The following is a 19,248-nucleotide window of genomic DNA, read 5'->3' on the forward strand; positions in this document are numbered from 1 at the left end:
GCTTATTGGGTAGACATTATCGCGCGCAACTCGGCATCCATCCTCACATCTTTGCCGGCATGCCGCGCGAGGCGTTTCTTAAATTCCTCATACTCCTTGTCGGGGTTGTGCAACCCCACGCTTATCATAAAATCGCGTGCTTGTTGCGCCTGCTGCATGTCGTCGCGATAGCCGTCGCCATAAGCAGTCTTAAAGAACGTAAAGCCCGTGATGTACAATTCTGAAAAGTCCGACTCCAATAACGCGCACAGCGCCGAGTAACCGGTCGTGGGCCGGTATTGCCCCAGGGAACGGCCGATATCCTTGTAGAGCTTGCGCGACAGCACGTAGGTACGTTGTGGCATTAGGTATTTTTTATAGAAGTTAAAGCTGTTGCGCAGCCCCGTCCATTCATAACGCGGATTGATCACGGCCTGAATACCCTGGCGGCTGTACATATCAAAATCCAGCTTGCCTCCGCCGCTGTGCATGTTTTCCAGAAAACAATGAAAAAGCACATCGGTGCGTTCGCCGATGTCGGCTGCATGTTTGCCGGCATCTACCGTCAGCGCCGACTTGTTTACGCGCACCACGATGTCGAACCCGTCGATGTAGGCGCCGTTGCCAGTCTTAAAAGCCGAGCTGGCCGGTCCGACGATGGCGATGCGCTTTCCGCGAAATCGATCCTGGGGGAATACCTTGATATGGGTAATCGCCAGCATCAGGCCCCTGACCACATTCAGTAGTTTTTTCATGGCAATGGCTTTGCGTGCAGGTTAATATGGGTATTGTTTAGCAAAATGATCCAGAAAAACCGCCGACCCTTTTTTATTCAGATGGTCCTGGTCTACATACCACTGGGGGTTTGCCAACGGCGCTGTGAAGTCCTGCACGTGCAGGTTGTTTGCCGCCGCCAGCGAATCGATCACCTTTGTCAGGTATATGCTGGCCGGACGCAGCTGTATGAGCGAATCGTAGTACGGATGTACCGGGTACCGTACGGGAATGATCGTATATCCGTTGTTCCGCGCCAGATCGATCAGCTCCTGGTATTCGCGCAGCAATGTACGGCTCACGGCGGCGTCGGGGAACTGCGCTGCGGCACGCGAGCGGGCATGGGGTCGGGTAAATTTGTCGCGCTCGGGATCGTCCGCTTTCTTCCCGAACATCAGGAAGAAGCGTTTGGTGTCAAAGGCTGTATTCTGATCGAAGAACAACGGCAGCCAGTACACCAGGTGCTTGTTCAGGTACGGATTGTTAATGATGCGGTTGGCAGCATTGTTCTGCTTTGTTTCGCGGTATGCCGACAACAGGTGAGGCTCGAAAGGAAGGACCACGGCCTTTTCGCCCTTCCATTGATTTCGTGCCGCCGCGTACTCGAACTTCATCCGCATGTCGCTTACATTATCCGATCCGGTGGCAAAATTATATCGCTTGGGATCTGTATTGGCGGCCCATGACCGGTTGGAATGAGAGTCACCCAGGATCAGGAGCCGAAACTCTTCGGGACATTCCAGGTACTTTTCTTCATATGACCGTAAATTACCGCCGATCACAAAAATATATACCAGGTTGACCAGTAGCAGGATACCCAGGCAAAGCAAGAGGTGACGCAGAAATTTGTTCATGTCCTAAAACTGAAAATAAATGAATTCGATATTGTTTTCGCTGCCTTTACCAAAGAGTAGCAGCACGATCGTCATCACCAGCACATACGGTATGGCCGGAACGAGCGCATGTGGTTTCCGTTCGTCGTGCCGCGACAGCCAGTCGAGGACCAGTAACAGGGCAACCAGCAGCAATGAATCGGCATACTTCGGCATGGTCAGCAAATGGTGCCCAATGCCCTGTATATAGTGGAACGCATCGTGTACGGTATCGGCCCGGAAGAAGATCCAGCCTATTGTTACCAGCACGAAGGTGAGCAACATCTGGAATGTCTCGCGCACGGAAGGCAGCCAGCGGCTGGCAGCAACGATCTCGCCCGTGTGCTTGCGGTTGGTGTTGACCATAAACAAGGGCACGTACAACAACGCGTGGTAACCGCCCCAAAGGATATAGGTCCACTTGGCACCGTGCCAGAACCCGCTTAGCAAAAAGATTATAAAGATGTTGCGCAATGCCCGGCCCTTGCCTCCTGCCGAGCCGCCGAGCGGGATGTATACATAGTCACGGAACCACGACGATAGCGAGATGTGCCAACGGCGCCAGAACTCGGCAATATCCCGCGAGAAATACGGAAACTTAAAGTTTGTGAGCAATTCAAAGCCGAGCAGCTTGGCCGTGCCCAGGGCAATGTCGGTATAGCCGCTGAAGTCGCCATAGATCTGGAAGGCAAAAAACACGGCGCCCAGCACCAGCGTAGACCCCGACTCATCGGCGTAGCTGCTGAAGATGGAATTAACCACCACGGCCAAATTATCAGCGATCACCACCTTCTTAAAAAGGCCCCATACGATCAGGCGCAAGCCGTCCATGCCCTGCTCATAACGAAATACCCGGGGCTGTGCCACCTGCGGCAACAAGTGATTGGCCCGCTCGATCGGCCCCGCTACCAGTAACGGGAAAAAGCAAACAAAAACCGCATAGTCAATGAAATTCTTAATTGGCGTAACCTTGCCGTTGTAGATGTCCAGCACGTATGACATGCCGTGGAAGGTATAAAACGAGATGCCTACAGGCAACAGGATGTTGAGCACATAGGGATGCGTTTCCAGACCGAACCCTGCCATGAAATCCTGGAAGGCTTCCGCAAAAAAGTTATAGTATTTAAAAAAGGCCAGAATGCCCAGGTTGTTGACAATGCTCAGCCACAGGTAGATCTTCTTGCGCGCCTGCGTGGCCGATTGGTGAATGATCAGACCGAAGAAATAGTCGATCAGTGTAGACAGCATCAGCAAAAAGACAAATCGCCAATCCCACCAGCCGTAGAACAGATAGCTGGCCAGGAGAATGAGCACGTTTTGCGCACGCATGCTGCGGCCCACGACGAACCAATACAAAAAGAAGAAGATGACAAAGAAAAGCAGGAAGACGACAGAATTGAAAAGCATCAGCGCGGCGGTAGGTTAAGGGATGGTTGAAAATGACCGGATATAGTTATACCCGTTATGATCAAACTCAGCGTTGTTGTAACCGATAAAGTCAATACCATTGGCCGTGGCCGCCTGGTAGTCGTTGATCGAGTCGCCGATCAGCACGGTTCGTTTCGGATCATACCCGTTGGCGGCCAATACCTCTCTCACCAGTTGTGTCTTGGGGGTCGGCGACCCGTGGATCGAGACAAAGTACTGCGCGAGATCCAGGCTGAGGCAGATCATATTCAGCTCCACACCGTCAGATCCCGACACGATGTGCATCGGAACGTCGCGGTAGCGGCGGCGTACAAAATCCAGCGAGTCGTTGATCAGCAGTGTCTTGTTGATCAGCAGACGTTTCATGACCACCGAGAAGTCTGTCGCCATGCCTTGTACCTGTTCTTCTGTTACGGGTTCTTTTCGAATCTCCTCAAAGAAGTACCGGAACTTGACATATCGCGACAATCCGCCGTTGACGCGGTGGTATGCCATCAGTTCCGCTACTTGCTCCTGCGGGTAGGACGCCAGCACATGGCGGAAGCCTTCGTCGCGCACAGGCATAGAATCCATCAGCACGCCGTCGAAGTCCCACAGCAGGCAACTATAGTTTGATAAGTTTATCATAGATTGCTTCGGCTATCAGAAAATCGTCTTCCCAATCAATGTCAAAGGACTTGATCTTGTCCTGCTCGTACAGGAAGGGCCTTCCTCCGACCCGGTTACGGTCGTTGCGGTATGTCTCCCGCGACGCGATGAACATGGCGTGGTTCACTTCGTATAGCACAGGCAGGTCTTGCGTCCGGGGCCAGCGGTTTGCGCCGGCATCGTAATTGAAGACATTGGCCTGTGCGTCGAGTAGAAAGTTTTGCAGGGGCATGACGCTGATCAGCGAATCATAGCCCTGCCCGAGCTTGTCGAAATAGGCGCCGATGCCTTTGTCATACTCCGCGGCCGTCACAAAGGGCGTCGTGGTGTGCCCCCAGATAATATGCGATTCGGAAATGATCTCCGGCACGTAGGCGATCAGGTCGGTTAGTACCGTGGTGTCGAGACACAGATGATCGGGTCTGATAATAACCTGCACCTTTTCACCCGTGGGGTCTATCCGACGGGCCACGTCCATCGATTCTTCATCGTTTGTCGACAGCACGATGCGCTGCAGGGTCCTGCACTCCATTAGCTGCTGCAGCTTCACCGCCAGAATGCCTCCCTCCACACCCGCAAACGGGCGCGTATTTTTCGATTTGACGCGCTGGCTGCCTTTGCGCGTGGGCAGGAAAAAGCAAATATCTTTCTTCATCGGCAATGATTAAACTAAATAAGCGTACACCGAAACCACCGGCAGGTTGGCGTAGTTGGTTGGCGTCAGCGAACGCAGGGTACACTTGCCGTATGCCGTGAACGTGTTAAACAGAAACTCGTTTTCGTCCGAAAGCCCTTTCTCCAATTGCGTAATCGTTTTCTCCTGGTAGCCGTCGTAGCCTACAAGCAGCACTTCCTGAACGCCCAGGGCGAGCGCTGTTTGCAGTGCCAGCGCCGTATGCGAGTCGCGTAGCCTGTCGGTAAAATCCACACTGGCCAGTTCGAAGCTCTTTCCCTGAATAGCCTCCGGAATATAGGTCCCCATCTTTCGCGGGAATGGAGGCAGTACACACTGACCGTTGAAATGGCTCAACTCTCCCCGGAAAATACTTTCCAGGCGGTGGCCTTCGTTACCCACCAGGCAGAAGTATTGATCGGCCCGGATACTCTTGTAGCTGCCCGCATTTTTCGAGCTTGCATGGATCAGACAAATCTCGTCACTGTTCCGTTGCATGTACTCCATCACTGCTGCCTGGTGTTGGAGAGCATTCGGGCCGCCGCCAATGATGACGGCCTTGGCATAGCGCTTCACAGGCTGAAAAATCGGCAGCTTCTGGTTGTCTTCAATTTTCTCCTTTTGGTTGTGCAGGGCCCGGATGATGCTGTTGAATGAGTAGAAGCGCTTGGTCACCCATTCCATAACATCTTTCTGCGGCAACGAGTTAGCACCCGATACCATATAGGGCAAGTTCGTGCCCCAGCCATAGTGCTCTTGCAACTTCTCGAACGCATCAACCACATTGCTGAGCGCATTGAAGTCTACCTTCACGTCTGCACGGGAATTAAGCGCCGTAAGCAACAGCTCGGTCTTCAGGTTACCGGCACCGCGCCCCATCCCCGTCACTGTGGCATCGATCATCGCCGCTCCGTGCTCCACCGCCGTCAGTGAATTGATCAGCGCCAGCTCCAGGTTGTTGTGTCCGTGAAAACCGATTTTGCAGGCGGTGCGTTGCTTCACCAGGTCTATCGTCTCGACAACGTCTTTCGGGTACACACCACCGTATGAATCGACCATATAGAAATAGTCTGCCACGGCGTCTACATATTTCAGCTCGTCCAGGAAAGCGCTGTATTGCTTCCATTTGGACATATACATAACGTTGAAGCCTACTTCAAATCCCATTTTTTTAATGGCCTCGGCCAGCACCAATGCCCGCGACAACTGCTCGGGATCAAGTGCAATACGCACCATTGAGATTATTCCCACGCACGGCGTCAACAGCGCAGGCACATGCTCCGGTCGTACATCCTTTTCATTCAGGATCACCACCAGCTTCTTGTTCGAAAGGGTGTGCGCCTGCTCCAGCACATATTGCGGACAGTAAAAATATTCGCCCAGATATTCACGCATGGGGTTGCTGCGGTAACCGATCTCCAGGTAGTCTACCGGCAGATCATTAAAGGATTTGAAATACTTTTCTACAACTTCCTTGCTGAAATCCCATTCGGTATAATATCCGCCATCCCGGAGTGTGCAATCTAGTATCTTCATAATCTTCTTAATTTATTGCTAAAACTTCCATCCATTGACTCAGTATCAGATCCTGGTCAAACTTTGCGACCGAGCCCTTCGCTTGCCGCCGCAGTGTTTGATAGCGCGCTTCGTCGGTCACCAGCAGGTCGATGTGTTTCCTAAGCGCGGCAACGTCGCCCACAGGAAAAAGATACCCGTTCACGCCGTCCACAATAATTTCGCTCGGACCGGTCAGGCAGTCGGCGGCCAGTACCGGCACATCCAGGAACAAGGATTCCACCAGCACATTCGGAAATCCCTCTTTGCTGGAAGCCGAAAGCAAGGCCCGCGCATGACGCATGATCGGATACGGATCGGCGAGGAAGCCTTTAAAAATCACCTTATCCTGAATGCCCAGGTCTGCTGCGCGCTTGCGCAAACGAGCCTCGTCATAGCCCTCACCCAAAATCATCAGGTCATACGAGTCGCGCGCAACAGAACCGGCAAAAGCCTCGAAGATCACTTCGATACGCTTCTGCGGATGAAGCCTTCCCACGACAACAAAGTAAGGCCGTGGCGTCACGACCGGCGTATCCAGGGCGCTACTGGTAATGTCGGGAACCGGATTGTATAACAGGTGCAGCTTCGACTTTCGCATATAATACTTCCGCACATGACGCCGCAATTCCGACGATGGACAGATCACCTTGCGCACATTCGGTAAGTTAAACATTATCATGGACGTTATCCATTTCCGTTTTTTGAAGAAGAACGGATAGGCATCGTACCGGGTCATAACCCGCGGGTATAATGTGCTGGCCAGAAACTGGCCCCCCAGGCGGGTAAAAGATATCGCATACCGTGGCCGGATACGCCATACGGTTGCCGTCACCCGCCAGTAAATCATGAGCAGCTTTACCAGCTTGTTTTTATACTGTTCAATAGCAAGGTCGACGATCTGAACCCCCGTGTCGAGCGGATACTCTATCTTCTTCTCGAACAGGATCAGGTACACCGAATGTCCCCTGACGGAAAGCGACGAAGCCACCCGTGACAAGTTGCGCTCAGCCCCGCCTTTCTTCAGCGACCCTATCAAAAATACAAAGCGTTGTTTCTCCATAATCCTGATTCACCGGTTAATCAGAAGGTTCTGATCACCACCTTTTTCTTCGTAAGCCGGGTGTATACCTTGATGGCCCGGTTAATCAACTTTTGTTTCAGCGTAAATTTTTTCATGGGCTGCCCTTTGAAATAATTCTGGTTCAGCCCCTTTGAGAAGAAATAACGGGTCTTCGTGCCTCCGTTCAGATAATAATAACCAAACTTGACCGCGTTAGTCTTGTCCTTCGGCATGAGGTCGTCTGTTAGCAAAGCATCCACGCCGGAACGGTCTGCCGGCACATACGCTACATCGGCGTAGAAGTAACGGGCCTTGGCCAGCAGTACTACCGGCTTACCCCAGAAGCTTGCCTCTAGGCCCATTGACGTACCAAACGATATGACCTTCCAGGCTGTATCGAGCAACGCATAAGTATCCACGTCACTTTCAGGCGCGATGACATATATATTGGGATATTTCTGGTGCAGCGACCGGATCACCTCTACGTAGTGATAGGTGAGTCCCTTCAGGTTCGGATGCATGCGGATAATAAGATTGTATTCCGGAAAATTCTTTCCGTAAAAGTCCACCACGTACTGAGTACCATCCTCCTGCCCTTGGAAGAAGGGATTCTTGTACATGGGGCCTACCGCCGCAATTTCATCGTCCGAACTGTTATACAAGACGACATTCTTGCGCGAGAAATCGATACCCGCCGGCAGCCTGTTTTTCTCCTGTGCTACTACAAATGAGCGCGCAATGATCACTTCGCCCTTGCGCTTGCGCTCATAATAATTGGAGCCGATGCGCATCTTCTCTTCCTGTGGTACGGTCGGATCGCTCCAAGCCTCGTCGATGAGTGCCTGGCGCGCCTCAATGGTATGCGGCAACACATTGTGAAAACACTCGATGATCCCGCCTGGTCGCACCCGTTCGTACAGGTAACAGTCTACCGACAGCGCCTGGCAGGCACGCAATACCGAACGTGTGTAGTCAAGGCGCCCATTGAAGAATATAACCTTTTCGATCTGGTGTTCCTGCAGGAATCGCTTTACTCCAAGGTATACGAGCAAAGAATTGTAAGACACCCGCCGCAAGAAAGTGTCTTTATTTTCCCGCACCAGGTTCTTATCGCGCGTGCGTGTGATATATGGCGATATGGCGGCCTCGCCCACGTCAAATGTCTCGAAATAAAGATCGTGACGAATATCGGTAACGTTCCTGAAAAAGTCGTCTGCCGTCACGCGGTCTTCCGGTGTTATGAGCTGCGCCAGGCGCAGCACGTCATATTCGCCTTCCACCAGCTTCAATGTATTGACGATGTTTGCTTCGCAGTAATAGCAATTCGAAGACTCAGACGTTTTGTTGAACGCACAGATGTCGAACGTCTGGAAACAACTGAGAAAATAAAGCTTCTCGGCTCCGCCCGCATGAATTTCTTCTTGCAGTCGGTCAAGCATCACGGCGTTAAACAAAGAAGAAAGATATGGCGAAAATACAAGCGTTCTCATGCGGATCGATATTCACAATATAAGGTCATTTTTTTAAAGCATTTACGAAAAACCGCTGCGCGGCGCGCGGCGCCAGCGATAAGAGGAACATTCCCGCCACACTCATTCGCCACAGCGTGCGGTCATAGAATAACGCCCCGAAATGACGGGGAGAAAGGGCGTGCTGACGGCCCAGCGCACGCAGGCTCGGGAACATAAAAGAGTTGGAGTGACGCTTCAACGCACGCCGCATCACCTTGTCGTGCACGGTCGGCAGGAGTTGTTGAACTAATTGCCGCACGGGGTGGTTTGCCAAATAATGTTTGTTAGCGTTTATCACGCTGTCGACCACCCGATTGTCGTAACGCGCCCCCAGGTAGCAAACCCAGAAGCCGCGCTTACAGGTGTACATCAGACGCAACCAGGTTTCGCTGTCGCCACCACGTTTGAAACGCCCGGCGGGAAACCCACCCGATGACAACAACAGGTCTCGGCGTATCACGACGCTGGAAGTATGAATGGGTTTGTGCAGTAAAAAACGCTGCAGGTCAAATTCATGACTACCCGCGGCCTCGAAACGCCGGTAGTACATATGCGGGCGGCTTTTCTGCTCGTTGCCTACCAGGAAACCCGAACAAAACAAAGAAATATCTCTATGCGTCGCAATGGCATCGTGAACCTGCTGCAGAAACGCGGGCATCCACACATCATCGGCATCGAGAAACGCAATCCATTCAGCTTTCGCCTTTTCAACACCCAGGTTACGAGCAGCATACCCGCCTGGTCCGGGCGTATCGCGGTTGTATACTGTGATGCGCGGGTCGGCCAAGCTCGTTGCCACTTCTTCCGAACCGTCGGTCGACTTGTCTACAATCAGTACCAATTCGAACGAATGGAACGTCTGGGCCAGCACGGACGCTACCGTAGTACGCAGGTACGCAGCCTTGTTATAAACGGGTATGACGACTGAAAAAAAAGGTTGCTGGGCCATAGTTTAAGAACCGATTATTTACGACCGATGCGAATCAGGTATTTATTGTAAAATTGTACATCTATCTTTTTTTGCAAGACCTCCTCCAGCATAGCAATCTTATCCTGGATGTATACCTTGTCGAACCCCTGGAATTTCTGCTCTGCCAGGCGAAAACTCCCCTCCTTGCGGCCAAGCATCTTGTTATAGAACTTACTGCCCTGCAACTTGGCCTCACGCCGGAGAAATACCTTGCGGATGACATTGTTCCCCGGCACTGCAAAATCGTTCTTCGCAGCACGGCCGATACGTTCTTCAATAACCTCGGTCAGTTTGTCAAACGCGTCAGACCGGAAATTCTCCATCAAACGCTGAGCCTTCTCCGGAAGCACAAAGCCGGCAGAGTAGGCAGTCTTATCGCGGAAAGCTTCGTCGAGCAAGGTCGCTACCTCATCGATGGTCTGTGCCCGCCGTCCCATCTGGTTGGGCAGATAGTTGCTATTCGACTCAGCATAGATCGGCTTGTAATTGATTACCGGAATGCCCGACAGCTGCGCCTCGATGGCGGTTGTACATCCATCGTGCAAAATGGCCGATGAGCCGAGTATCCACGGGCCGACAGAGCCTTCGTACACGGTATGAATGTTGGGGACCCCCTTAAAAACCGTGTAATAGTAGCTATGATTTTCCACCGGATGCGGCCGGTAAACAAAATTAATGTGTGGGTAGCGAACCGCCAGATGATGGACCAGTTCGACCATCTTGGAAAGCTGGATGGCCGATCCCACGTAATAATCTATCTTTTGTAGACGTTTGACGGGATCGGATACAATGTAGTTCCCTTTGTCAGAAAAGAAATACGAAAGCCCGCCGCCATGATTGGCCCGACCGTAATTGCCGTTCACCAATACATAGTCGCCAAAGCGTTCTTTGATCTTGCGGACGTCCTCGTCGTAGAGGAATCTATATTTCTTGTAAAGCTCGAAACGCGGGTGCCCCGTGGTGATCACCGGTACTTTTTTGTTCTTGATACGCCCCCGGTCGTAGTCGGCCTGAAAATCTCCCCATACACATACCCGATCGTTTTCATCGAAAACGTCGATGTTATACTGTGACGACAACTTATCCTGCCAGTCTTTCTCGGTGCCGCTGAATACCGCGCCCTCTTCGTGCAGGTATACGATGTCGAAGCCTCTCTTCTTCAATCGGTAATACCCCTGATAAGAATCCACATCCGAGCGCTTGGCAAAAATATTCTTTCCTACATAGATACCGTTCTTGAAGTGCGGAATAAGGCGCTGCAGAAATTGGTACTGCCCGATAAAGATCGACCGGTCCTTTTCCGCCAGCTTGGCGGCCAGCGTGATGCGAAAATCAATTTCCCTGTTCAGGGTCTCTACCGGAAATAGCAAATTCATCGAAGAATGAAGTGGTTAAAATAATTGAGAGAATATCGATTGATAGAAGGCGCGTGTTTCTCGCTTCCTTTGTCCTAAAACATCATGCCCTGATGGCGCCGGTTCGTGCAATTTTCGCTGCACGGTCGTCACCAGGTCCTCTGCAAACGGTTGATCGACCCGCACCACCGCCTTGTAATACCCCAGGCTGTCATACATGTTTTGTACACGGTCCAATGCCGCCAGGCCTATGCTCTTCACGCCCAGTGCGATACTGCAAACATTGGCATGGAACCGCATGCCTGCCACCATCGCGCTGTTTTTATAGCCAGAGTAAATCTGGTTACACCCGAAGTCGCCCTGAGCAAAGGGCGCCACAGCCACCCGTGTTCGAATGTGAAAGTCATTTACATACTTCAGGATCGCATCGATAGCCTTGTAGTCACTGTAAATATGGGGGGCAAAGGCAATGTCAAGCTCGGTATCGGCAATAAGACGATTCACAGCAGTACCCATCTCGCGCACGTAGGCACCTTCGTCGATCTTGCCGAGATTTCGGTTTTCCATGTGCACCTGATCGGCAGTTGTGTTGATCAGGATATACGGTTTCTCGGATGCGCGGTAAAGACTGCCGTCGTTTTCGTAAAAGAAGCCGTGGTCTAATATTTCAGGGATGGCATCGTAATAGTGCGTGCCGATAAATTCCTTCAACGTATCTTTCGAACCATCATTACGGACGGCGACATAGGCGTTAGGCTTAGCCAGGAGCTGATCCAGGAAGCGTCTGAATTTGTCGATGTTTCCTTCGGGCACTACCTTATGCGGCATACAGCCTACGCTCGTGATAATGAGTGGCACCCGGATCAGATCGAGCACTTCCGGCGAAATGTTCAGCGTAGTGCCTGTTACACTATTCTCCACCCAGAAATCCAGAAAACCGCCGCCGCCTATAACAAACGCGTCGTAGGTGTTGACGTGGGCGGCAAAGTCCGCATCAAACCGGCACTTGTCGGGCAGCGAGTAGTTGTTGTAAAACCGGCGTATCTCGAGTCTGTCGATCTGCCAGGCAGCCCCTCCGAGAGAAGCCAGTATATTTCGGAATCCCAAGTGGCTGGCGTTGTCGCCAATATTGCCATAATGGGAGGCTAAATGAAGTATTTTCATCAGTACAAATTATTATCCGCCAGGAAGCGGGCATATAGCAAATCGGCCGGCTCGTCGATATCGATATCGTTGAAGCCGGTTAGTTCAAACCCGAGCACTTCGGGAGTCTTATACGAGCGTACCTCGCGGATATAGTCCACTGTCGATATATAAATGGCACCATTGTATTCGTAAGCAGGTTTGGCATCCTGCCGGCGATGGCTGTTGTCGCCGCTCACCACCGGCACCATCGTATTATCGTCGTTTTTATAAAACAACAACGTGGGACTTTTACGCGTTTTCGAAACCGACACCACCATGCGGGCCTGTTGCTCCAGCGTATACTCGATCATGCGGTCGATATGGGCCGCATGGCGAAAGGGCGACGTCGGTTGCAACAACACCAGGTAGTCATAATGTTCCTCGAGCTGATCCAGGGCGTGCATGATCACATCCATACTCGAACTACCGTCTTGCGCCAGCACGGCGGGCCGGACAAACGGCACATCGCAGCCGCGTTGACGCGCTATCGCCATGATGGCCTCGTCGTCACTCGATAAGATCAGCCGGTCAAGGTACCGGCTGCCAAGTCCCGCTTCAATGGTCCATGCCAGCAAGGGTTTTCCCCCAAGATCGGCAATGTTCTTTCCCGGTATTCCCTTCGATCCCCCGCGCGCGGTAATCAAGCCCAGAAATTTCTTCTCTCTATACACACTTGTTACGGTTATAGGTCGCGGAATTTCTTTTGCTTCGATGTCTGCCAGAAATCTTCTGACTCGATCACCTTCCGGAATTTTTCGGCGCTGTTACCATCACCATAGTGCCCACAGGGCGGGAACCGTTTCTTCTCGAACGCCCGGGCAATCGTATCCAGAATCGCGGCCTTGTCAAAGTCTACGTTAAAAATGGACTCGTATTGCAGACGATTGTTCTGCCGGGTGCCGATATTGACAGTAGGTACTCCGTAAACGGGCGCCTCATGAATACCGGCGCTCGAGTTGCCTATGATGAAGTCAGTATGTCGAAGCAACGTCAGGAAATATTCGAATCGCAGCGACGGAAAGATCTTGATGCGCGGCTGATTCTTGAGACGCTCATACGCACGAAAGATCTCGGCAGATCCCAGGTCGTTATTGGGATAGATCAGAATATAATTCTGCTCGCTCGCCAGCACAGCATCGGCAAAAATGGTGGCATTCTCGTACTGCTTGTCGATCTCTGTTGTGACCGGGTGTAACATCGCGATCGCATAACTGTCGAACGATATATCATACCGTTTTTTTGCTTCCGGCAACGATGGTAACGTGTCTGACAGCATGATATCGACGTCGGGCGAGCCGATGCGAAAGATACTCCCGCCGTTCTCCCCCAGCTGCTGCAGGCGTTTTTCGGCAACCGTGCTGGCCACGAAATGCATGTGCGAGAGCTTGGACGTGGCGTGGCGAAGCAGATCGTCAATCGTGCCCGAAACCTCTCCACCCTCGACGTGTGCTACCAGCGTATTGCGAAGGGCGCCGACAATGGCGCCCGCCAGAGCCTCTATGCGGTCGCCATGGATCACGATCAGGTCCATGTGATATTCGTGCAAAAACCGTGTAAGCCCCGTGATGGTGTTGGCCAGTACGATTTCCATCGACTCGCCTTCCATCTGGTTTACGTACATGAACAGGTTATCGAAACCGGCACGCTTGATCTCCATGATGGTATTGCCATATTTTGACAGCATATGCATGCCCGTTCCGAAGATCATATAATCGTAATCCGGGTGATCCTGCACGGCCTTGATCAACGGCTTGAGTTTCCCGAAGTCGGCACGCGTGCCGGTAATAAACAGGATTCTTTTTTTAATCATCACAATTTAATCCAGGTCACTCCACTTCAGGTGCACGTCGTTGGCGACGTCGTTCTTGACACGTTTCCCTATCAGGGACTCATAGTGCTCTGCCAGGATTTCACCCGTGCCCGGACGTTTCACCCAAATGTTTTCTTTCGTCAGAATGTCGCCCTTCTTGAGTTCGCTGATCGACACGACAGAAGCATAGGCAAAGTCAATCGTCGGCTGCTCTTCCTTCACGAAAGATTTTTCGCCGCCGCGCTCCTGCTTCAGGATCTTCGAACCCTCGATAAGCTCGGCCATAGCCTTCGGGTCCATCGAGCAAACAATGTCCGGGCCTGGACGGTCCATGCGGTCCGTGAAGTGACGCTCCAGAACGGACGCGCCGAGCGCCACGGCGCCGAGACATGCCAGGTTGTTTACCGTGTGGTCGGAAAGCCCTACCACCGCATCGGGAAACTCCTTCGCCAGCTGGTCCATCGCCCCCAGACGTACCAGGTGCGGCGGCGTAGGATAAATGTTCGTGCAATGCAATAACGCAAATGGCACCTTGTGTTTGCGGAAAATTGCAACGGCCTTGCGGATGCTGTCGATGCCGTTCATACCGGTGCTCAGGATGATAGGCTTTCCAAATTGTGCGATATGGTCCAGCAGCGGGTAGTTGTTGCACTCGCCCGAACCGATTTTATAGGCCGGCACGTCAAATTTCCGCAAGCGTTCGGCCGCCGCGCGCGAAAAAGGCGTGCTGATGAAGATCATTCCCTTTGACTGCACGTATTCCATTAGCTTGCGCTCGTCTTCTTCGTTCAGCGCGCAGCGTTTCATGATCTCGTAAATGGAGACGTCGGCGTTGCCCGGGATTACTTTCTTTGCGTCGGCCGACATTTCATCTTCAACGATGTGAGTCTGGTGTTTAATGATCTCGGCGCCCGCGCGATGGGCCGCATCGACCATTTCGAACGCGGTCTGCAGCGACCCTTCGTGATTGATACCTATTTCTGCAATAACCACAGGGTCATAATCATACCCGATTTTCCGGCCCCGGATTTCAAAGAAAGGATGCATATAGTTTGTTTATATATTTTGCGTAATTAAAATTCTTGTAATTCGACCATGCGCTTGAAGCGCGCCGACCGCTCGAGCATTTCCGAGAAGCTCCCCGAGGCTGCAACCTTACCTTTCTCCAACAGGTAGATCGCGTCGGCATTCTTGATCGTCGACAAGCGGTGCGCGATGATCACGATAGTATAACGACCGTGAAGCATTTCGATGTTGCCCTGGATAATCTTTTCGGTTTCCGAGTCCAGTGCAGAGGTCGCCTCGTCAAGAAGAAGCACCTCGGCCGCCTTATACAGTTCGCGTGCAATGGAAATGCGCTGTTTCTGTCCGCCGGATATCAGTATGCCGTTGTCGCCCAGGTTGGTCTTTTCCTTCTCTGGCAGGCTCGACAGAAATGTCGTCAGCGAAGCCAACTCGATAATCTGCCAGAAGCGCGAGAGATTGGCCTCCGTCGACTCAGCCCAGAAGGTGACGTTGTTGTAGATGTTATCATTAAAAATCACCGGCTCTTGCGAGATGTACCCGATCTTGCTGCGGAAGCTGTCCAGGTTGTACTGCTGCAACGACATGTCATCCAGCAGGATCTCTCCCTCGTCGGGTTTGATCAACCCGGCAATCATATTCGCCAGGGTAGTTTTGCCCGAACCGCTCTCGCCAACCAGCGCGATGGTATGGTTCTTCGGAATATGCAGATCGATATGTTGCAACACCGCATTGGCACCGTAGGAAAACGACACGTCGCGGATGGTAATGCCGCGCTGGATCGGCGGCGCAGCCACCGGCATCTGCACTTCCTGCATGCTTTCCATTTCTGTCAGCAGCGTCGCCACCGAATTCATCGAGCCGGTGTTCTGAATGAAATACTGCCAGTGATTCTGAATAACCATCAGGTAGGTGAGCGACCGGTAGAACAATAACAAGCTAAGCAAGATGGTGGACAGGTTTGCCCCCATCAGCTTCAGTTGAGCCTGAATGACAAGCACGACGATCACGATGATGATCGGTTCTTTGATACTGTTAGTGATTGAGCTATAAGTACCCGTCTTCCGCGATAGCAACTCTGACTCCCGAATCACTCCTTTGAGCTTCTGGGCGAATACAGCAAAGTAGTTCGTTGACTTCAGGTACTTGAAATTAAAAACCGCCTGCACCAGAAAGCTGTTGAAGCTGTTCCCTTTGCGCGATATTTCAAGAGAAATGCGCTTGGTCGAGTTGTAAATCTTGCGGTACAGGAAGTTCGACAGGCCGGCTCCAATAGCTACCAGGAACGCGAACTGGTAATTGGCCATGAAGGCCAGGAATACATACGTGCCCAGCATGACCACCGATTGGGCCGCATTGAAATAATTATTCATGCCCTGATACAGGCGTTGCACTTCGCTGGTAAGCGTATTGTGTACGCGACCGGCATCGAGGCTCAGAAAGCCCCGATAGCTGAGGTGCTGCAGATCGTCCACCAGACGATAACGAACCGTACGCATAAACGTATGCCGGATGTGCACCTGGTATTTCAGTTGTGCGAACTTGACCGCACCCTTGACTACAAATACGATCACCAGCACCGCCAGCACCGTGTCGACGGTAATGTCAAAGCCCAGACCCGTGATGGCATCGGTCAGGTAATGCAATCCCCCCATCGTCTCCTCCTGCGACGCGCTCACACGCTCACCGTCACCTACGGCTTGCAGCAGCGGCATGAACATCGCTAGTCCCATACCATCCAGGAAACTGATGAGAATACTTAGCACCAGGTTCAGGATCAACCTGTTACCCAATACGCTGTAGTAAAATGAAAAATACCCTAAGAAATTATTATTAAACTTAAGCTTCATGTCACTTCTTTCTTATCAATTCCACCGGGCTAGCGGGTGCATCCAGCAACCCAAACCGGCTTTTATCTACGTATTTCGCGAGTGTATGTTCGCCACGCCCGCACAATGTGCGTATCAGGCGCAGATAAGCCACCTCCGACCCATGAAAACCATCGACCGCCTCGTGATCCGTGGCGTCTAGTTCCTTGAGAGACGAAAAATTGTGTACCCGCAAACGATGGCGTTGCATGGCGGAATCCAACTTCAGTAAGTAATCATACTTGCCAGATGTCACCATCCGTTGGTATATCTGATCCGGATATGGTGGAAAAAACATCACCAACGCAATACCATTCTTCTCACAATACATTACAAATCTCTGCAATACATTGATCGCTTCCGGGTTCACCTGGTAACACCATTCAAATTTGTTAATTCCGCGTTTAATTCGTTTCTCAACATCGACAAACGAAACCGTATCGCCACGAAATACCTTTTCAACGGTCTTTCCATATCTATAACTTCCGTCATAACGAAACCCGTTGCCGTTCATGATGGCATTCAACCCTATATGCTCGGACGTATGCCACAATTTTGCAAGATCTATTTTACCGTCGTATAGATCAGTATAGACCTTTTTCAACGAGTTGGTGAAAAGCTGCGTCGCATGACGCGTGCGATTGTAACGACACGGATCACGCATATCGTCCCAATTGGCGTTGAAGAAGTTCTGGTCAAGCGATAACAAAATAAACGCCGGACGATAGTTGGCACGCTTGAATTCCTCACTCAGGCAGTTTAGGTCCCCGATATCGGCAATGACCCCTCCGCCGTTGAAAAATTTTACGTCTTGCTGAAAGAAAAAGTGTCGCACCTGCATGATGCGAGATGTACCGAGCGCCAACACCTCGGGCTTCCGGTACAAAATCTGTTGCAGTTTGTAATCGCGCGCCTGGTCACTGTACGCAAGGCCGAGAATTTCGCCAGAAGCTATGTTCCTTTCTGAAAAATCATCCAGTTCACCTGAAATTTCCAGTACGGCATACGGCACCAGCAAAAACAGCGCGATTGGCAGCGCATACAGCAACGTCTTGAAAATGAACGATTTCATTAAAATTGAAAATAGATAAACTCCTCACTACCAAAAGCCCCAAAGAAAATAATCAGCAGCACCAGGCTATAGTACAGTGCAAACCGCGTCACCGCGTTGGTTCGTTGCAGGAATTGGGGCAATCCGTTTCGGAAGAGCCATTCCAGCACCACGAAAATGCCCATTATACCAACCAACCGCATATCGAGCTTCGTTACATGCTGCCCCCAAAACGAGTGCGTGAAAATTCCCTGGATGTACCCTATGGCCTGCGTCATACTTTCCGATCGGAAGAATATCCAGGCAAAGCATGTCAGTGCAAACGTCGTCATTACCTGGAACAACTCACGCGGCGACGGCAGCAACCGTCCGGCGGCAATCGTATCGGTATTGCGGCGATTATTGCCCGTCAGTAACAAGGGCAGAAAATACAAGCCATTGAGCGCTCCCCACACAATAAATGTCCAGTTTGCCCCATGCCAGAAGCCGCTTATCAAAAATACGATCATCGTGTTCCTCACCGCTTTCATTCGACTAACCTTACTGCCGCCCAGCGGAATGTAAATGTAGTCGCGAAACCAGGTCGTAAGTGAAATGTGCCATCTACGCCAGAACTCGGCGATATCGCGGGCGAAGTAGGGAGTCCGGAAATTGACCAGCAATTCGATACCGAACAATTTGGCGGTGCCGATGGCGATATCCGAATACCCCGAAAAGTCACCGTAGATCTGGAACGCAAAAAAGACCGTTCCTATAATGAGTTCCGAGCCTGTGGCCACTTCATAGTGATTAAAGACCTGGTTGACCACCAGCGCACAGTTGTCGGCAATCACTACTTTCTTGAAAAGGCCCCACAGGATGAGGCGCAGGCCCTCTACCGATTGTGTATAATTAAATGACCGGTCGCGTGTGATCTGCGGCAGCAAGTGCGTTGCCCGCTCAATGGGCCCAGCCACGAGCAACGGAAAGAAGCTGACGAACAATGAATAGTCCACAAAACTTTTGATCGGCGTAGCCTGTCCACGATAAATATCGATGACGTACGACATGCCGTGAAAAGTATAGAAGGAGATGCCTACCGGCAACAAGACTTCCAATAGAACGGGGTTCATGTGGAGGCCAAAGGATTCGAGCAGAATGCGTGCAGAGTCGGAAAAGAAATTGAAGTATTTGAAGAAGAACAGAACGGCCAGGTTGTTAAAAATACTGAGCCACAAAAACAGTTTTTTACGGTTCTTCGAATTATAGATCCACAGCCCAAAACTATAGTCGATCAGCGTGGACAGCATCAGCAGGAACAGGAAACGCCAGTCCCACCAAGCGTAAAAAACATAACTGACAATCCAAAGCAAGTTATTCTGCAGCCGTCGCTCGCGTAATACCCAATATAGGGTGTACACCACCATTAGGAAGACCGCAAATTCAAGTGAGTTAAACAGCATATACTCTGTAATATGACACTAATCGGTTATGCAACGCGAAGA

The 19,248-nt window shown here is 51.5% G+C and carries 17 protein-coding genes; all 17 read right to left on the minus strand.

Features of this window, described 5'->3' with window-relative positions; translation table 11 throughout:
- Positions 1–2: 2 nt before the first annotated feature.
- The 17 genes from KK078_RS17285 to KK078_RS17365 are packed head-to-tail and all read right to left on the minus strand — an operon-like array spanning position 3 to position 19,206.
- Positions 3–734: a glycosyltransferase family 29 protein gene (locus KK078_RS17285; protein ID WP_254091555.1), complete on the minus strand. Its 732-nt coding sequence runs from the start codon at positions 732–734 to the stop codon at positions 3–5.
- 21 nt (positions 735–755) lie between these two features.
- Positions 756–1,607, minus strand: a complete 852-nt coding sequence (locus KK078_RS17290; protein ID WP_254091556.1) for an SGNH/GDSL hydrolase family protein — start codon at positions 1,605–1,607, stop codon at positions 756–758.
- Between the two features lie 3 nt (positions 1,608–1,610).
- A complete protein-coding gene (locus KK078_RS17295) occupies positions 1,611–3,032 on the minus strand; it encodes an MBOAT family O-acyltransferase (RefSeq protein ID WP_254091557.1) in 1,422 nt (473 codons plus the stop codon).
- A gap of 15 nt (positions 3,033–3,047) precedes the next feature.
- Positions 3,048–3,680 carry an HAD family hydrolase gene (locus KK078_RS17300; RefSeq protein WP_254091558.1) on the minus strand — a complete coding sequence of 211 codons (633 nt, stop codon included), beginning with the start codon at positions 3,678–3,680 and terminating at the stop codon, positions 3,048–3,050.
- Positions 3,658–4,356, minus strand: coding sequence for an acylneuraminate cytidylyltransferase family protein (locus tag KK078_RS17305; protein WP_254091559.1), 699 nt, complete (start codon positions 4,354–4,356; stop codon positions 3,658–3,660). The genes KK078_RS17300 and KK078_RS17305 overlap by 23 nt, the downstream gene beginning before the upstream one ends.
- Before the next feature lie 9 nt (positions 4,357–4,365).
- On the minus strand, positions 4,366–5,910 hold the full coding sequence (locus tag KK078_RS17310; RefSeq protein WP_254091560.1) for an aldolase catalytic domain-containing protein: 1,545 nt from the start codon (positions 5,908–5,910) through the stop codon (positions 4,366–4,368).
- A gap of 7 nt (positions 5,911–5,917) precedes the next feature.
- A complete protein-coding gene (locus tag KK078_RS17315) occupies positions 5,918–6,991 on the minus strand; it encodes a glycosyltransferase (RefSeq protein WP_254091561.1) in 1,074 nt (357 codons plus the stop codon).
- Positions 6,992–7,011: 20 nt separating this feature from the next.
- Entirely contained in the window at positions 7,012–8,481 is a 1,470-nt protein-coding gene (locus tag KK078_RS17320) for a capsular polysaccharide export protein, LipB/KpsS family (RefSeq protein ID WP_254091562.1), read from the minus strand.
- 25 nt (positions 8,482–8,506) lie between these two features.
- Positions 8,507–9,451, minus strand: a complete 945-nt coding sequence (locus KK078_RS17325; RefSeq protein ID WP_254091563.1) for a glycosyltransferase family 2 protein — start codon at positions 9,449–9,451, stop codon at positions 8,507–8,509.
- A gap of 14 nt (positions 9,452–9,465) precedes the next feature.
- The gene (locus KK078_RS17330) at positions 9,466–10,848 is read right to left on the minus strand and encodes a surface carbohydrate biosynthesis protein (protein ID WP_254091564.1); all 1,383 of its coding nucleotides are present in this window, start codon (positions 10,846–10,848) and stop codon (positions 9,466–9,468) included.
- A 15-nt stretch (positions 10,849–10,863) separates the two neighbouring features.
- Positions 10,864–11,991, minus strand: a complete 1,128-nt coding sequence (locus tag KK078_RS17335; RefSeq protein WP_254091565.1) for a polysaccharide pyruvyl transferase family protein — start codon at positions 11,989–11,991, stop codon at positions 10,864–10,866.
- Positions 11,991–12,683: an acylneuraminate cytidylyltransferase family protein gene (locus KK078_RS17340; protein ID WP_254091566.1), complete on the minus strand. Its 693-nt coding sequence runs from the start codon at positions 12,681–12,683 to the stop codon at positions 11,991–11,993. Before KK078_RS17340 ends, KK078_RS17335 begins: the two co-directional genes overlap by 1 nt.
- Before the next feature lie 11 nt (positions 12,684–12,694).
- The gene (gene neuC, locus KK078_RS17345; RefSeq protein WP_254091567.1) at positions 12,695–13,822 is read right to left on the minus strand and encodes a UDP-N-acetylglucosamine 2-epimerase; all 1,128 of its coding nucleotides are present in this window, start codon (positions 13,820–13,822) and stop codon (positions 12,695–12,697) included.
- A 6-nt stretch (positions 13,823–13,828) separates the two neighbouring features.
- Entirely contained in the window at positions 13,829–14,869 is a 1,041-nt protein-coding gene (neuB, locus tag KK078_RS17350; protein ID WP_254091568.1) for an N-acetylneuraminate synthase, read from the minus strand.
- 26 nt (positions 14,870–14,895) lie between these two features.
- Positions 14,896–16,695: an ABC transporter ATP-binding protein gene (locus KK078_RS17355; protein WP_254091569.1), complete on the minus strand. Its 1,800-nt coding sequence runs from the start codon at positions 16,693–16,695 to the stop codon at positions 14,896–14,898.
- A 1-nt stretch (position 16,696) separates the two neighbouring features.
- The gene (locus tag KK078_RS17360; protein ID WP_254091570.1) at positions 16,697–17,785 is read right to left on the minus strand and encodes a hypothetical protein; all 1,089 of its coding nucleotides are present in this window, start codon (positions 17,783–17,785) and stop codon (positions 16,697–16,699) included.
- On the minus strand, positions 17,785–19,206 hold the full coding sequence (locus KK078_RS17365) for an MBOAT family O-acyltransferase (protein ID WP_254091571.1): 1,422 nt from the start codon (positions 19,204–19,206) through the stop codon (positions 17,785–17,787). Before KK078_RS17365 ends, KK078_RS17360 begins: the two co-directional genes overlap by 1 nt.
- Positions 19,207–19,248 lie beyond the last annotated feature (42 nt).

Source organism: Dawidia soli (assembly GCF_018598185.1).
GTDB lineage: Bacteria > Bacteroidota > Bacteroidia > Cytophagales > Cyclobacteriaceae > Ohtaekwangia > Ohtaekwangia soli.

What these genes read in the sequence shown, in the direction of transcription:
- KK078_RS17285 (WP_254091555.1), bottom strand. Translation starts at nt 734, where the DNA reads ATGAAAAAACTACTGAATGTGGTCAGGGGCCTGATGCTGGCGATTACC.
- KK078_RS17290 (WP_254091556.1), bottom strand. Translation starts at nt 1,607, where the DNA reads ATGAACAAATTTCTGCGTCACCTCTTGCTTTGCCTGGGTATCCTGCTA.
- KK078_RS17295 (WP_254091557.1), bottom strand. Translation starts at nt 3,032, where the DNA reads ATGCTTTTCAATTCTGTCGTCTTCCTGCTTTTCTTTGTCATCTTCTTC.
- KK078_RS17300 (WP_254091558.1), bottom strand. Translation starts at nt 3,680, where the DNA reads ATGATAAACTTATCAAACTATAGTTGCCTGCTGTGGGACTTCGACGGC.
- KK078_RS17305 (WP_254091559.1), bottom strand. Translation starts at nt 4,356, where the DNA reads ATGAAGAAAGATATTTGCTTTTTCCTGCCCACGCGCAAAGGCAGCCAG.
- KK078_RS17310 (WP_254091560.1), bottom strand. Translation starts at nt 5,910, where the DNA reads ATGAAGATACTAGATTGCACACTCCGGGATGGCGGATATTATACCGAA.
- KK078_RS17315 (WP_254091561.1), bottom strand. Translation starts at nt 6,991, where the DNA reads ATGGAGAAACAACGCTTTGTATTTTTGATAGGGTCGCTGAAGAAAGGC.
- KK078_RS17320 (WP_254091562.1), bottom strand. Translation starts at nt 8,481, where the DNA reads ATGAGAACGCTTGTATTTTCGCCATATCTTTCTTCTTTGTTTAACGCC.
- KK078_RS17325 (WP_254091563.1), bottom strand. Translation starts at nt 9,451, where the DNA reads ATGGCCCAGCAACCTTTTTTTTCAGTCGTCATACCCGTTTATAACAAG.
- KK078_RS17330 (WP_254091564.1), bottom strand. Translation starts at nt 10,848, where the DNA reads ATGAATTTGCTATTTCCGGTAGAGACCCTGAACAGGGAAATTGATTTT.
- KK078_RS17335 (WP_254091565.1), bottom strand. Translation starts at nt 11,991, where the DNA reads ATGAAAATACTTCATTTAGCCTCCCATTATGGCAATATTGGCGACAAC.
- neuC (WP_254091567.1), bottom strand. Translation starts at nt 13,822, where the DNA reads ATGATTAAAAAAAGAATCCTGTTTATTACCGGCACGCGTGCCGACTTC.
- neuB (WP_254091568.1), bottom strand. Translation starts at nt 14,869, where the DNA reads ATGCATCCTTTCTTTGAAATCCGGGGCCGGAAAATCGGGTATGATTAT.
- KK078_RS17355 (WP_254091569.1), bottom strand. Translation starts at nt 16,695, where the DNA reads ATGAAGCTTAAGTTTAATAATAATTTCTTAGGGTATTTTTCATTTTAC.
- KK078_RS17360 (WP_254091570.1), bottom strand. Translation starts at nt 17,785, where the DNA reads ATGAAATCGTTCATTTTCAAGACGTTGCTGTATGCGCTGCCAATCGCG.
- KK078_RS17365 (WP_254091571.1), bottom strand. Translation starts at nt 19,206, where the DNA reads ATGCTGTTTAACTCACTTGAATTTGCGGTCTTCCTAATGGTGGTGTAC.